The 13,095-nt window shown below is 41.9% G+C and carries 14 protein-coding genes and 4 pseudogenes; 14 read left to right on the top strand and 4 right to left on the bottom strand.

What is annotated here, in order from left to right:
• Positions 1-99: 99 nt before the first annotated feature.
• Together BR63_RS04560 and BR63_RS04555 are read right to left on the bottom strand one after the other, a co-directional pair.
• A complete protein-coding gene (locus BR63_RS04560; RefSeq protein WP_034419903.1) occupies positions 100-1,431 on the bottom strand; it encodes a hypothetical protein in 1,332 nt (443 codons plus the stop codon).
• Positions 1,412-1,648, bottom strand: a complete 237-nt coding sequence (locus BR63_RS04555) for a hypothetical protein (RefSeq protein ID WP_034419905.1) — start codon at positions 1,646-1,648, stop codon at positions 1,412-1,414. The genes BR63_RS04560 and BR63_RS04555 overlap by 20 nt, the downstream gene beginning before the upstream one ends.
• A gap of 433 nt (positions 1,649-2,081) precedes the next feature.
• On the opposite strand from BR63_RS04555, the pseudogene BR63_RS04550 reads away from it, so the two are divergent.
• The 3 genes and pseudogenes from BR63_RS04550 to recD2 form a co-directional block, all read left to right on the top strand.
• A pseudogene (locus BR63_RS04550) lies at positions 2,082-2,177 on the top strand (SEC-C metal-binding domain-containing protein); the annotation flags it as partial.
• Between the two features lie 177 nt (positions 2,178-2,354).
• Positions 2,355-2,960: pseudogene (locus tag BR63_RS19955) on the top strand (transposase); the annotation flags it as partial.
• Positions 2,961-3,691: 731 nt separating this feature from the next.
• Positions 3,692-5,830, top strand: a complete 2,139-nt coding sequence (gene recD2 / locus BR63_RS04540) for an SF1B family DNA helicase RecD2 (protein ID WP_034420004.1) — start codon at positions 3,692-3,694, stop codon at positions 5,828-5,830.
• Between the two features lie 536 nt (positions 5,831-6,366).
• On the opposite strand, the gene BR63_RS04535 is transcribed toward recD2, so the two are convergent.
• Both BR63_RS04535 and BR63_RS04530 read right to left on the bottom strand, forming a co-directional pair.
• A complete protein-coding gene (locus BR63_RS04535; RefSeq protein WP_034419909.1) occupies positions 6,367-6,786 on the bottom strand; it encodes a PIN domain-containing protein in 420 nt (139 codons plus the stop codon).
• Positions 6,770-6,997 carry a type II toxin-antitoxin system Phd/YefM family antitoxin gene (locus tag BR63_RS04530; protein WP_034419910.1) on the bottom strand — a complete coding sequence of 76 codons (228 nt, stop codon included), beginning with the start codon at positions 6,995-6,997 and terminating at the stop codon, positions 6,770-6,772. The genes BR63_RS04535 and BR63_RS04530 overlap by 17 nt, the downstream gene beginning before the upstream one ends.
• A gap of 271 nt (positions 6,998-7,268) precedes the next feature.
• Between BR63_RS04530 and BR63_RS04520 the strand changes: the two genes are divergently transcribed.
• From BR63_RS04520 to BR63_RS04475, 11 genes and pseudogenes are all read left to right on the top strand, one after another.
• Positions 7,269-7,430, top strand: a complete 162-nt coding sequence (locus tag BR63_RS04520; RefSeq protein ID WP_243270065.1) for a DNA methyltransferase — start codon at positions 7,269-7,271, stop codon at positions 7,428-7,430.
• Positions 7,420-7,632 carry a helix-turn-helix domain-containing protein gene (locus BR63_RS04515; protein WP_034419912.1) on the top strand — a complete coding sequence of 71 codons (213 nt, stop codon included), beginning with the start codon at positions 7,420-7,422 and terminating at the stop codon, positions 7,630-7,632. Before BR63_RS04520 ends, BR63_RS04515 begins: the two co-directional genes overlap by 11 nt.
• A 40-nt stretch (positions 7,633-7,672) precedes the next feature.
• A complete protein-coding gene (locus BR63_RS04510) occupies positions 7,673-7,849 on the top strand; it encodes a hypothetical protein (RefSeq protein WP_243270064.1) in 177 nt (58 codons plus the stop codon).
• A gap of 157 nt (positions 7,850-8,006) precedes the next feature.
• A complete protein-coding gene (locus tag BR63_RS04505; protein WP_051965381.1) occupies positions 8,007-9,911 on the top strand; it encodes an MBL fold metallo-hydrolase in 1,905 nt (634 codons plus the stop codon).
• Between the two features lie 29 nt (positions 9,912-9,940).
• Positions 9,941-10,753 (top strand): hypothetical protein, encoded by an 813-nt coding sequence (locus BR63_RS04500; RefSeq protein ID WP_153801987.1) that lies wholly within the window; start codon positions 9,941-9,943, stop codon positions 10,751-10,753.
• A gap of 188 nt (positions 10,754-10,941) precedes the next feature.
• Positions 10,942-11,517: a DinB/UmuC family translesion DNA polymerase gene (locus BR63_RS04495; protein ID WP_161781847.1), complete on the top strand. Its 576-nt coding sequence runs from the start codon at positions 10,942-10,944 to the stop codon at positions 11,515-11,517.
• 101 nt (positions 11,518-11,618) lie between these two features.
• Positions 11,619-11,905, top strand: a pseudogene (locus tag BR63_RS04490) (AAA family ATPase); the annotation flags it as partial.
• A 90-nt stretch (positions 11,906-11,995) separates the two neighbouring features.
• Positions 11,996-12,223 carry a UPF0175 family protein gene (locus tag BR63_RS04485; protein ID WP_081907984.1) on the top strand — a complete coding sequence of 76 codons (228 nt, stop codon included), beginning with the start codon at positions 11,996-11,998 and terminating at the stop codon, positions 12,221-12,223.
• 168 nt (positions 12,224-12,391) lie between these two features.
• Positions 12,392-12,496: a hypothetical protein gene (locus tag BR63_RS20120; protein WP_476718256.1), complete on the top strand. Its 105-nt coding sequence runs from the start codon at positions 12,392-12,394 to the stop codon at positions 12,494-12,496.
• 37 nt (positions 12,497-12,533) lie between these two features.
• Positions 12,534-12,695 carry a DUF3368 domain-containing protein gene (locus tag BR63_RS19450; protein WP_476718257.1) on the top strand — a complete coding sequence of 54 codons (162 nt, stop codon included), beginning with the start codon at positions 12,534-12,536 and terminating at the stop codon, positions 12,693-12,695.
• Between the two features lie 50 nt (positions 12,696-12,745).
• Positions 12,746-12,989 (top strand): annotated as a pseudogene (locus BR63_RS04475) (IS4 family transposase); the annotation flags it as partial.
• Positions 12,990-13,095 lie beyond the last annotated feature (106 nt).

The raw sequence follows: 13,095 nt of genomic DNA, 5'->3' as shown, positions 1-13,095 counted from the left end.
CCGGCAGCGAGCTTTTTACCATCCTGATTAATTCCCTCCAGGGGCTTCCCCCCGGGGGAAAATAGAAATGAAAAGAAAGAACGGCCCTTGCCCGGAAGGTCAAGGGCCGTTCTTTCCAATATCGTGGCAAAGAGCTTTTAACAAAGATAAAACTTCCAGTTTGTCCCTACTTTTCAGGGGGATGCCGTTAATAAAGTCTTCCAGGTAACAGTAAAAGGCGTTGGTCATGTTTGGCTGGTTGATGGTAAAAAAGGTAAAAGGCGGGTCCTTTTTTATGATAATTACACCTGTTTCGTCCTTTACCGTCAGGCTGATGTCCCGGTGGAAGCTGCGGTGGCAAAGAAATAGTCGATAATTATTGTAACTTTCCAGCAGGTGGAGGATGTGTTCAAGGTGCAGTTGATATTCCTTTGGAGAGTAAAAGAGGACAGGGGTTCCGGCCAGTTCCGGCATTTCTACGGGGACCTGTCCGGATTTTATTTCCTGAGGAGAGGGCAGGGTTATGATTTCAGTGTAATAATGATGTCGGAGATTATTGATAAAAACCTGTTTCCTTGTATTCTGGACAGAAAGAATCTTTTCTTTGGTTCTTTTATCGGAGACCCAGCGGTCCAGGAGTCGGACCAGAAGTTCTTCCGGCATAGTGTTAACAGAGAGGGCATTGGATAACCTGAAACAGTCACCGACCTGCCCGGCAAATTCCGTAAGAAGATTTTCCAGTTGGGCTGATTTGGTGCCGGCAAAGACACGCATAAGGGGCCGGCACATGTTTAAATATTCATTAAATTCCCAAGTGAGAGTTTTGATGAAATTAATATCAGTGCTCAAGAGGTTGGCGGCTTTCTTTTCCAGACCGTGCAGGGTAGCGGAGGTCAGGGAAGCAATTCCCGGAGCAATAAACATTGTTCTCCGGAAATAATGTTCCCGGTACCTGGGGCAGTAGTACGGTTCAATGGCTCCTGTCATGTAAAAAGGCAGCCAGAAATCGATGGCGGCAAACATCTCTGAAATGTCGCGGCTGATGGTGTGGATGATTTTCACTCTGTTACCTTTTTTTATCACCTCAAAAAACAAGGAAATAAAGTTTGCAAGAAAGGCCCTGTCGTCCCTGAACCACTCCATGCTTTCGTCGCTGTACAAAAGCAGGGTGCAGGGGGCTTTTTGTTTTAGAACAGCGGATAAAAATTTGAGGACACCCTTCTGTTTACCTTCGAGGCCGTAAAACACTTCCGCCTTTAGGGGCACGGCTGCGGGGACAGCTGTTTCTTCCCTGGGGTAAAGGCAAAAGTCTCGTAAATTATCTATATTTTGCAGTTTTTCTAAAAATTTATCAATTAGCATGTTATCGGGCAAAATCTGGTCAGCGAGCCACTGGTGCAGCAGGTCTGCCAGCAAGACGGTTTTTTTGTATTTATCCGGTGGCAGGCCCATAATTTCCCAGAGAGCAGTCTTCTGAAAATCCAGCTTTGCCTGCTCTGAAAAGTATAAGGCGATTTTTTTTTATGTATGGACTATCCTGGGCAGGTACGCGGTTGCCTGTCCGCCAGCGGCTGACCAGGGAGGCATCGATGGATAAAGCCTTGGCCAGGCGGTTGTTTGAAACTCCGAAGATTTCCATTAAATGATTGAGTTTATGGCTAAAGGGCATAGTAACTACCTCCTGTGTATAATCCCATTATACCACGGCAAAAGCTGGATGTACCCGGATTATGCTGCAAGTTGAAAGTTGCGCGCTAGTCTGGAATAAGCACGCGGTTGATCATAGAAAAAAATACTCCTTCTTTTCAATGTTGTAAAAATGAACGGACTAAGTGTGGTGACTAATCCTCTTGCTCTAAAAGATAATTATTAAACTATCTTAGTAGCCTTTTTGTTATTTTAAAGGAATTGTCGTTTTTTAAAAGATTATAAAATAGAGCTACCCTGTGTTATTGCTTGTACACAGCATTGTAGATTTTCGATTTACGTTAATGAGGATTGTATGCCATATGCCAAATAATGCTAAGTTGTTTAACAAATATAAAAAGCTATGTCCGGAGAGATTTGAATCTGGAGATGAAGATGGGGAAGATTACCAATTAAAGCCGTACAAGCGCTCAGAACCTAAGGTAGGGCGCAATGATCCATGTCCCTGCGGAAGCGGAAAAAAATACAAGAAATGCTGTGGAAAATCATAGTTTATATCTATGACAACATAAATATTTTATATTATTTTTCTATATGATTCTTAGATATTATTAACTCAACTTTCGCAGTTGATTGATCCACTCAAATGTAGTAGCATAAAATTTTTGCCATAAAAATAGCAAAGCACCTGTATTTCCTGGCATAATGGAGGTAGCTACACCAAAATTATGAAAGGAAAGGTGCTTCGCTTGACCTCTATTTTATCAGATTTATATGACAAGGTCCAAACAGAATCCAGAGTCGCTCGGTTCATAAAACAATTCAATGTGGTTCGTGTGTTAAAAGAGTCTGGATTCAATAAAATTAAAGGGTTTTCCTTAATTGGTATCGTCGATTTTCTTCTGGCTTTAGTATTTACCCATAAAAATATGTTTCGGACAATGCAGTCATCCAAAGAGTTGGTTCAATTTGCCAAAGACACCACGTATCGCTTTTTGAACGATCCTCGTTCGGATTGGCGGCAATTTCAGTTGAGGCTGGGAGCCCAAATTATAAAGGATTACCTTAGTCTTTTGACTTCCAAAGAACGGGTCCGAACTATTGTGTTCGATGACAGTGCCTATTCACGGGATAGAAGTAAAAAGGTGGAACTTCTTGCCCGAGTTAAAGACCATGTTACCGGGAGATACTTTAAGGGTTTTCGAAAATTTACTGCCGGATGGACGGATGGAGCTACATTTATTCCACTGGCCTTTGCTCTACTGAGTTCAGCTAACCCGAAAAACCGTCTTTATGAGCAAGGTCCGGATATTCCCCAAGGTTCCCCGGGAGAGCATCGGCGTAAGGAAGCCGTACAACCAGGAACTACTGTAATGTTGGATATGCTGGATCAAATATTGGTTCTCATTCGAATTTACGGTTTGCGCTGGGATATCGAAGTTTACTTTAAGATGTGCAAGTCATTTTTACGCTTAGCCAAAGAATTCCAATCCCGCACCTATGATGCCATGATTGCACATACTACCATTGTCTGCATTCGCTACATGCTCTTAGCTGTTGAGAACCGGGAACAGAAAGACAGCCGGACTCATGGAGAAATCTTTTACCAGTTTTGTGATGAAGTAACAGACCTCGATTTTACCCAAGCGTTTCTTTATTTTCTGGACTTGTTTACCCAGACACTTCGGGAAAATTTATTTCTTTCGGAATTGATGGTGGATCAGCTTCTGGCTGCATTCATGGCTAAATTACCAAGTTTTATTAAAAATCGGTTGTGCCTTAATGCAGCATAAACCTAAAAATTTGTCAACTGCGAAAGTTAAGTAAATAAGTTGCTGTATTCAGGTGGCCTACCTTACAAAGAAGGCGGCCTTTTTTCCTTTAGAAGTCAATATAAATAATGCCATCCCCTTGCGACAAGGGACGGCAGACCGTGAAAAAGTCATTTTGCTAAATGCTATTGCAGCAGCTAAATCAGTAGTGACAAAGGATGTGCCGCCTTATACAATTGTAGGTGGAAATCCAGCTGGAATATTACTTATTAGACTGATTGGCAGGACTTGGTATGGAATATTTAAGCGGTGTTGTTGAACGAATCACATATGAAAACGAAGAAAACGGTTTCAGCGTAATAAAAATAAAATCCAAGGGTTTTTCTGACCTTGTTACGGTGGTGGGGAATCTTGCTGTTGTAAATATCGGGTCCATTGTTCGTTTAAAGGGCGAGTGGAAGGTGGATAGTAAATATGGAAGGCAGTTTGTAGCACAGGATTACCGGGAAACCATGCCAGCTACTATTGCGGGTATAGAAAAATATCTGGGAAGCGGGCTTATAAAGGGTATTGGTCCTGTGTATGCTAAAAGAATTGTCAACCATTTCAAGGAAGATACCTTACGAATTCTGGAAGAGGAAGGAGATCGCCTGATTGAAGTTGAAGGAATTGGTCACAAGCGGCTGAAGATGATCAAGAAAGCATGGCAAGAACAGAAAGAAATCAAGAATGTCATGCTTTTTTTACAAAACAACGGGGTTTCTACAGCTTATGCAGTAAAAATATATAAAACCTATGGCAATGAGAGTATCGATATCGTGAAAGCCAATCCTTACAGGCTGGCAGATGATATTTGGGGCATTGGCTTCAAAACCGCCGATAAAATTGCTCAACAGTTGGGATTTGAAAGGAATTCCTTTGAGCGCTGCCGCTCAGGGATTATTTATGTATTAAATGAGTTGGCCAACGAAGGCCATTGTTATGCTACCAGAGAGCAGCTTTTAAATGAGGCAGAGAAGATGCTGGAGCTTGAAAAACCTTTGATTGGTGAGACCCTTGAAAGAATGATTGCAGAAAAGACAGTCATAGCCGATGAAGATAACGTTATTTTTCTTCCCCCCTTTTATCATAGTGAAGTGGGTGCAACCAAAAGAATCAAAGAAATCCTTGCTGTGAAGAGCCCTTACCAAAGATTAGATGTTCAGGACGTAATAGAGGCAGTGGAGCGGGAAGAAGGCATCCTGTATGATGAGGTTCAAAAAGAAGCGATAAGGACTGCGGCTGCTGCAAAGTTCATGGTTCTGACAGGCGGCCCGGGAACAGGTAAAACAACTACCACCCTTGCCGTCATCAAGGTTTTCGAGCGGCTTGGCGCCAGGGTGCTGCTGGCAGCACCTACAGGCAGGGCGGCCAAAAGAATGGCGGAAGCCACCGGCATGGAAGCGAAAACAATCCACCGCCTTCTTGAATACAAACCTCCTGAGGGCTATAAAAAGAATGCTGAGAATCCCTTGGAATGTGATGTTCTTATCATCGATGAAACTTCCATGGTCGATATTATTCTGATGTACAACTTGTTAAAAGCAGTAGCCGACAAAACAATCGTCATCCTGGTAGGTGATGTGGACCAGCTTCCTTCTGTGGGGCCAGGAAACGTGCTGAAGGATATCATTGATTCCGGCATTGTCAATGTGGTCAGGCTCACCAAAATATTCAGGCAGGCCCAGGGAAGTGCCATCATCACCAATGCCCATAAGATCAACCGGGGAGAATTTCCCCAACTTAAAGGAGGAAAGAACAGCGATTTTTTCTTTATCGAAGAGGAAGATCCGGCAAAAGTGGTACAAATCATCAGGGGGCTTTGCGCCAAGAGGCTCCCGGCATACTACAAGGTTGATCCGATAAAAGATATTCAGGTCCTTTGTCCCATGCAGCGCGGAGAAACCGGTGCACATAATCTCAACATGGTGCTGCAGGATGCGCTGAATAAATCGGAATTTTCCATCAGGTATGGCGGAACAGTTTTTAAACTTGGCGATAAAGTCATGCAGATAAAAAACAATTATGATAAGAATGTGTTTAATGGAGACATTGGCAACATTACGCATATTGATCAGGAAGAAAGAAGGCTGGTTATCAATTTTGACGGAGACTTTGTGGAGTATGACGCAACTGAGCTTGACCAAGTAGTGCTTGCCTATGCTACAACCGTACACAAGAGCCAGGGGAGCGAATATAAGATTGTGGTTGCTCCCTTCACAATACAGCATTACATGATGCTGAAGAGAAATCTGCTTTATACTTGCATTACAAGGGCTAAAAAATTAATGATTCTTGTAGGAACAAAAAAAGCAGTGGGAATGGCTGTAAGCAATAACAAGAGTATAAGACGCAATACCAAGCTTACTGAAAGGCTTTGCCATAGCAAATGACTGACGTTACTGGGCAGCTTGAGTTTAAGGTATTTCCAGGTAATTCGCTTCCAAAGCATCTTGGGTTATGCAGTAGCATTTTCGTAGATTTTTGCTATAAAACGAAGTAGGGGTCATTCCTCTAAGATAAGTAAGCAAGACGAAAACGGCTTATCCGACTGATGATGCCTTAAGAAAAATTGTCTATTTAGCAACTATAGATATCAGCAAAAAATGGACTATGCCGATTAAAGACTGGAACAATGTTATGGCTCAGTTTATCTTGTATTATGGCGACCGCAATGCCGAAACAGTAAAAATTCTATAGGAATGGTTATCTGGCCGTTTCTGTGATACGGAAATACGTTTTTTACAACATAGGATTACCTCCCCGTTGAGCTATATAAGGTATAAGTGTTCACCCATTTTTTGTATATGCTGAGTATACAAATAATGTACAAATTTTCTTTGATTTAATTATTGCAGAGAAACAAAGAAAAATTAAGCAAGCAAGACGGGCGCTGGGGAAGACAAAAGGCAGGTATTGGGAGTTATGCTTAATCAAGGGAGAAACGCTTCAGGAAATCCTCTGGCGTGATTGCTTCCACTGGAGAGCCTGCAAAATCCTTTACATTGCGCGTGATGATATAATCAGCTTTCATGCGTTTTGCACAATGAGCAAGAAGAGCATCTTCAAAATCATTGATTGGCAAATCAAAGGCTTTGACGCAGTCTGCTTTCGTAACGTCAACAACTTCTAAAATGTCCATCAAATTCAGCAGGGCATTTTTGACAGCTGCATGGTCTTGAAGATACTTTTTTGAAAGATAATAAATGTCTGTTACAGTGTTTGCAGTCATGGAAGCGTAGAGCTTGTCCTTTGCGGCAAGTATTAAAACCTGAGCAGAATTCTGGGCAAAAGGTTCGCGTTTGCCGAGCACGTCCAAAATAACATTAGTATCAAGCATGACGTTCATGTTTCGACAGCCGCTCCTCTCTTGCTTCGCTTTCAGAGATAGTGTTTGGCAGTATTCCAATAAGCGATTTTACAATATCGGTTTTATCTTCAGAGGCATTGGTTAGCTTTGCAACACGTTTGCCGTTTTTTGTAATGATGATATCTTCCTTTGCCGCAAGTTTTAAATATTTGCCTATATTGGTTTTAAATTCGGTAGCGGTTATGAGCATATGAAAACCTCCTTCTTAAAAGTTTGCGCTATATGCATTTATATTATACCATAAATCGTACAAAATAATCAAACTAAATTCGAACATTAACCAAGCAGAAGGGGGCCTAAAACCTTGTGAGAAATCGGCCAAGAGCAGGCGCGCGGTCGCGCACAAAAAATCGCGAAATTCAAGGCGGGGGGTTAAGGCGGCTGCAAAATGCCAAACCCTGGAAGCTGCGCGGAACAGAGGAATACAGGCATGCCTGAAAAAGCCGCAAAAAACGGCCAAGATGCACTCCGATAAGGGCGGCATTACACTTGAACCTTTTACAGGTTCTGGAACAACCATCATTGCGGCGAAACAGCTTGAAGGAAGCTGCTTATGTCTTGAGATAAGCCCTATTACTGTGACCTTGCGCTGTATACTGTGGAGGTGTGTTTATGAATTTTAGTGATATTGTTAAAGCCATTCGAGTATACTTGGGAATTACACAAGAACAACTTGCGCGTGATCTTAATATCAGCTTTTCAACAATTAACAGATGGGAGAACGGACGCACCATCCCCAGCAGGCTGGCAAAAATGCGTTTTATTGAATACTGTTTGCAAAGAAATGTTGATAATGCCATCATTGCCGAGTTGAAAGACTTATAGTGTGAAGGCGCCACGGATATTTTCGGAAAGGGGAAAGAAGATGGCAAGAGGAGATTTGCTCAAGAAGCTGTTCAGCAGCTTCAAGCATGAAGATAAAGAGGGCTTTTACAAGATAGCAAATGAAATAATCGAGGATGAACAGAAGAAAAATGATGGGATACTGGCAGATGAACTAAGGATGATTTTGTTCAATGGAAACTCTATAAGCACACGTTAAGCACAATCAAGCCGAGTGTTCCCAAAGATGCGGATAAGGATGTATCTCTCAACTGCGAGGGAGAACTGCCACCCGGGCTATGGCTGGATCTGGACGAGGCGGCAGGGATCTATAAAATAATACTTCGGGGTAGATATTTAAAATGAGGTGAAATAATATGATGCAATATATACCATTAGGTGGAGCAGATGAAATAGGGGCTTCAGCTCACTTACTCTTAATCGGCGCTAGTGCGTACTTGGTGGATTGTGGTCAGAGACAAGCTAGTCCTGATCGTCCTTTGCCAGATTTTGCATTAATGCAAGACCTGCTAAAAGGTAAAAAACTGACTGCCATTTTTTTGACACATTCTCACTTTGATCATATTGGCGCACTGCCATTGATATCCCATCTTTATCCGGGAACACCTATCTATGCCACACCTGCCACGTGCGATTTGACCCGTGTCCTCTTGTTTGACAGCATCAAAGTGATGGATATGCGAGAGGGAGAAGTTCCCCTTTATGATGAGGAATTGGTTAAAGAGGCATTGAATTGTTTACGGCCCGTACCCATGGGAAGTTTTGTGTTGTTGCCCGACGGAACAAAGGCGCATTTTTTTCAGGCAGGACATATCCTAGGAGCTGCCATGATCGGTTTGGAAACCTCAGTAGGAAGAGTTCTTTTCACAGGAGATTTTTCTGTATCTGGGACCAGAACAATAATGCCGGCGGCATTACCTAAATTTTCTCCCCATCTTGTCATTACCGAGGCTACCTATGGTGACCGCCATCATGCGGATCGTAAACGTGAAGAAAACAATTTGGTTACTAAAATTTTTCAAGTGATCCGAGATGGTGGACATGTTCTGGTTCCTGCTTTTGCACAAGGTCGGGCACAAGAAATATTATATTTGCTTCGTTTAGCCCGTTTGAGACAAAAGGACAATGAAAAATTTCCAATATGGGTTGATGGGTTAGTTAGAAGTATAAATACAGTATATTTAAATCATATTAACCAATTGTCAAAATTCTTGCAAAAAAGGGTTCACAATGGGCAGCATCCATTTTACAGTGACTCGGTCAGGGCTATCGGTAACCCGGTCAAAAATGAACGAGAAGCAGCCTTGGCAGGAAAACCCGCATGTTTTATTAGCAGTTCAGGGATGTTAACTGGCGGAGCCAGCGCCTATTATGCTGAAAAACTCTTAAGCTGTGAAAAGAATGCCATTTTATTAACTGGCTATCAGGATGAAGAAAGTCCTGGGAGAAGATTGATAGAATTATTGGACAAGCCGGCTGATGAGAAAAAAATTTTGCTAAACGGGCAGGAGATAACTGTCAAATGTAGAGTAGAAAAGTATAATCTTTCTGCTCATGCCGATCAGCAAGAAATATTTGGGTTTTTAACAGCCCTCAAACCGAAGAGAGTCATCTTAACCCATGGCCAGGCAGAGGCCAGGGAAGCTTTGGCAGCAGCCCTAAGAAACCGTTTGGCAGTTTACCTGCCAAATAATGGAGAGGTGTTGGATTTTACATTTGGTCAGTACACGAGAAGGCAGAATACCGCTAAAGCAGCTGCTGAAGGGGATCTGGCAGCCTTTTGGAAAAACACCTTACTTTCCAGCGGTATCAAAGAGTATCACTTGGATGAAATGGCAGCTAAAATAGGTTGTGATACCGGTTCGCTGCAGACAAGACTTAAACAGAGCAGCTTGTTTAAGGAAATTTATCAGAATATTTGGGTTCCCTTGTCTGAAGAGGAAATAGCTTTACAAGGCAAAAGAAAAGAACTAATGAATAATTTGGGTAATTTGGTAAACAAGTTAATTGCAGTTACCTATCGAAATAATCCATGTTTGGCCTATTGCATCTCTCAGGATGACTATGGGATCAATGTTGAAATACCTGGCCAGGCTGAACAGGTATATATAAAAGCGGAAGACATTATTGGTATCTGCGGGACCTTGTCACAAAGTCAGCCAGAAAATGTCAATAATAACTGGTTAGAATTATTATTTAACCAGGAGGAATCCTCTGTGCAAGACTTGCGAATTAAGGTGTTTGATCATGGAGACAGCTGACAGGCTTGGCAAAGCCACGGTTTTCGTGTTTGGAACAGAATCAGGCACGGGAAATATTTATTGCTGCCCTGAAAAACTATGATTTGAATAAAGTGGGGATGAATACTGAGACCGGTGAAGTGATAATTTATTTTTACTTTCCGCAAGCCTTGCCGGAAGAAATAAACAGCATGCTGCTTGACTTGCTAAAGCAAACCGGTTGGACCTGGCGGATTAATCAGGAAACTAACATGGAGGCGCTGAAATTGAAATTGGCAGAATTACTGCCAGAGGGAGTTTCGCTTGTTAAAGAACCATCAATTTACCGGGAAGAAAATAAAGTAAAAATAAAAGTAATGTCAGCGAGTAATCCAGATCAACACCAGTGGCAAAGAATAATGCTGGACTTTAATAAGGTGACAGGATGGAAACTTGAGGTGCAAACAGAAACCCAACCTACTGTAATGGAAATTCCAAAAACAATCGGCGGCAAAATGGAGATTAATGCAGCGTTTAACCATATCAAGAACAGGCTTAAGGCTGAAGGGGCAGAAATATATAAAACCTCATTAGTGGAGGGCTCCATAAGGGTTCAATTTATCACACCCCAGGCAGCTGAGCCATATAAACAGGTGCTAAGCAAGCTGGAAGAGGAAACCGGATATGCTATCAGTATTTACTTGGAACCTAACGCATCCGCACTATTTCAAAAAGTTAGAAGCATTATACCAGTTAAGAAAAATCCTAGTTTATTCAAAGACAGGAGGGAAATCAAAATAGTTGTTGATGAACCTATAGATGAGGAAACTAAACAGAAATTAGAGCAATTTTTTGCAGAAACCGGATATAAGGTTTCAGAATAAGAGGTAAGTGCAGGCAAGCGAGGTTGGTTCTTTCTTTGTTTAACATAAAGTTTTTAAATATTTTTTGAGTTATCATTTTCTATTTATTTCCACCAACTGCATAACTCCTGTTAGGTATAAGGACTATTGGCGACTTAGCCAGATATGATGTAAAAAGTCTGGAAATGAGGCTTAAAAGTCATGGAGTGTTGATCTGGCAGTATGCTAATGGGATAGAAAACTCAATAGTACGTAGTGCTCATATAGGCATCAAGGGGATAGGCAATTCAACTACAACTCCCTTTGACGTTGAGGATATACAGACGGCCAATATGTATCTTTTGTCCCTTACTGAAACTGTTGCAACACGTCTGAGGGAGGCTGGTTTCTGCTGCAGCCTGGTCTCGGTAGGGCTCAAAAATAACAATTTTAGATATTATTCGCACCAGTGCAAACTTAATTCACCAACAGACTCCACAGATGAGATTTACTGTATAACAAAACAGTTATTCAAAGAAATGTGGAAAGGAGAACCCCTACGGCATTTAGGAGTTCGTGTCTCTGACCTAACACCTTGTAATTTTGTGCAGTTGTCTCTCTTTTCACATAAAGACCCGGTAAAAATGCGGGCACTGGACAAAGCTGTGGATTATATTAGGTCGAAATATGGACCCCGAGCCATCACCAGGGCCATATTTACCCACTCTAGGATTCCAGCTCTTAACGGGGGAGTAGGAGAAGAAGAGTATCCGATGATGTCAAGTATGATGTCAAGTATACTATAGAAGATCAAAAATATTTCCTGGTAAATAATGTATGTAACGGTCTCGGCGGAATGAAGTCCGGGGAGACCGTCACATTTAGATATATTCAGAATGTTTTCCCTTGTATACACAAAGGCAATCCCGGAACAGGTAAAACAACGGTGGCCAGAATCGTGGGGCGCCTTTTTAAAGAAATGGGTATCTTGCAGAAAGAACACGTTATCGAGGTGGAACGGGGGCGGACCTGGTGGGAGAATATATTGGACATACTGCTTTAAAAACGCGGGAACAGCTTAAAAGGGCCCTGGGCGGTGTCCTTTTTATTGACGAAACATACTCCTTGGCTCGTGGAGGAGAAAAGGATTTCGGCAAAGAAGCAATCGATACCATGGTCAAGACTATAAACAATTGAGATTGAAAGAGGCCTATGGTATAATCTTACAAAAGCATTGTATATTGAGGTGAAAAACTATAAGAGTTATTTTTTAAGGGTAAAGCTATTACACAAGCGTTAATCGAAGCTGAGGCTTTAAAAAGGCTGGCCGCAACCTTTTACGCTGATGGAAGCTTATCCCTGGTCAAAGCGGCCAAACTAGCCAAGGTGTCCAAACAGGACTTCTTGGATTTCTTAGCTGAGCATAATATCCCACTTAACTACGATATAGATGAGGTAGAAGAAGATTTAACCATGGTTAAGGAGTTTCTGCAAAATGAAGGTAGTGTCTGACTCAACGCCTCTCATTGCCCTATCCCGCATCAATGAATTAAACTTCTACACAGTATATTCGGCACCATAATGATACCTAATGCCGTATACGACGAGGTGATCTTGTAAAAAGCAGGTCGTCCTGGTATTGAGGAGATTGCAAAAGCTTCATGGATTATAAAAGAAGAGGTGCAAAATCGCCTTGCTGTTTCGACACTCCAAATGGACCTTGATCGCGAAGAAGCCGAGGCTGTTGCTCTTGCAAAGAGCTTGAGGCAGATTACCTCTTATTAGACGAGAAGAAAGCCCGAGGAGTTGAAGAAATTCAGAAATTAAAATCATGGGAACTGTCGGCATTTTGGGTCTTGCTGCAATGAAGGGACTAATTTCGGATATAGATGATACTTTTAACAAACTAGAGCAAAATGGCTTTCGATTTACAGAGAATGTAAGGAAAAAGGTCAAAGAAGGAATAGATAAACACAAATCTTAATCTAAGATTACAGAGAGTAAGCTTTTCACTGTAAAAGGACATTGGGGTATAGTTGGTTTACCCATTCTCCACTTCTTCAGATTTTGATGAATAAAGGATTTCATGTCATTGGAATGATCAAGGAGCTAAAGCAACGTTATATCTATGATGGAAGAGCGTTAAGCTCTATTTAAAAGTCCCTAAAAATTCGAAAGCTGAAATCTTGGGTTCCCTTCGCGTTACGACTTCTTCCGGATTATCACTAAAATTTTATTTATTCAAAACCGGAATAACCGGAGAGAATGGCTAGCCATGGAGGAGTGCATCATGGAACATGTGCACCAGGTTTACCGGCGGGAGATTAATACGACCCAGAGTGCCAGTGATGTGGGCACTACCAGCCTAACACGAAAGTCCCCAT

Origin of the sequence: Thermanaerosceptrum fracticalcis, assembly GCF_000746025.2 — a bacterium.
GTDB classification, from domain to species: Bacteria; Bacillota; Peptococcia; order DRI-13; family DRI-13; genus Thermanaerosceptrum; species Thermanaerosceptrum fracticalcis.
The sequence above is the reverse complement of the archived record's forward strand: the minus strand, read 5'-3'. Positions and strand labels throughout refer to the sequence as shown.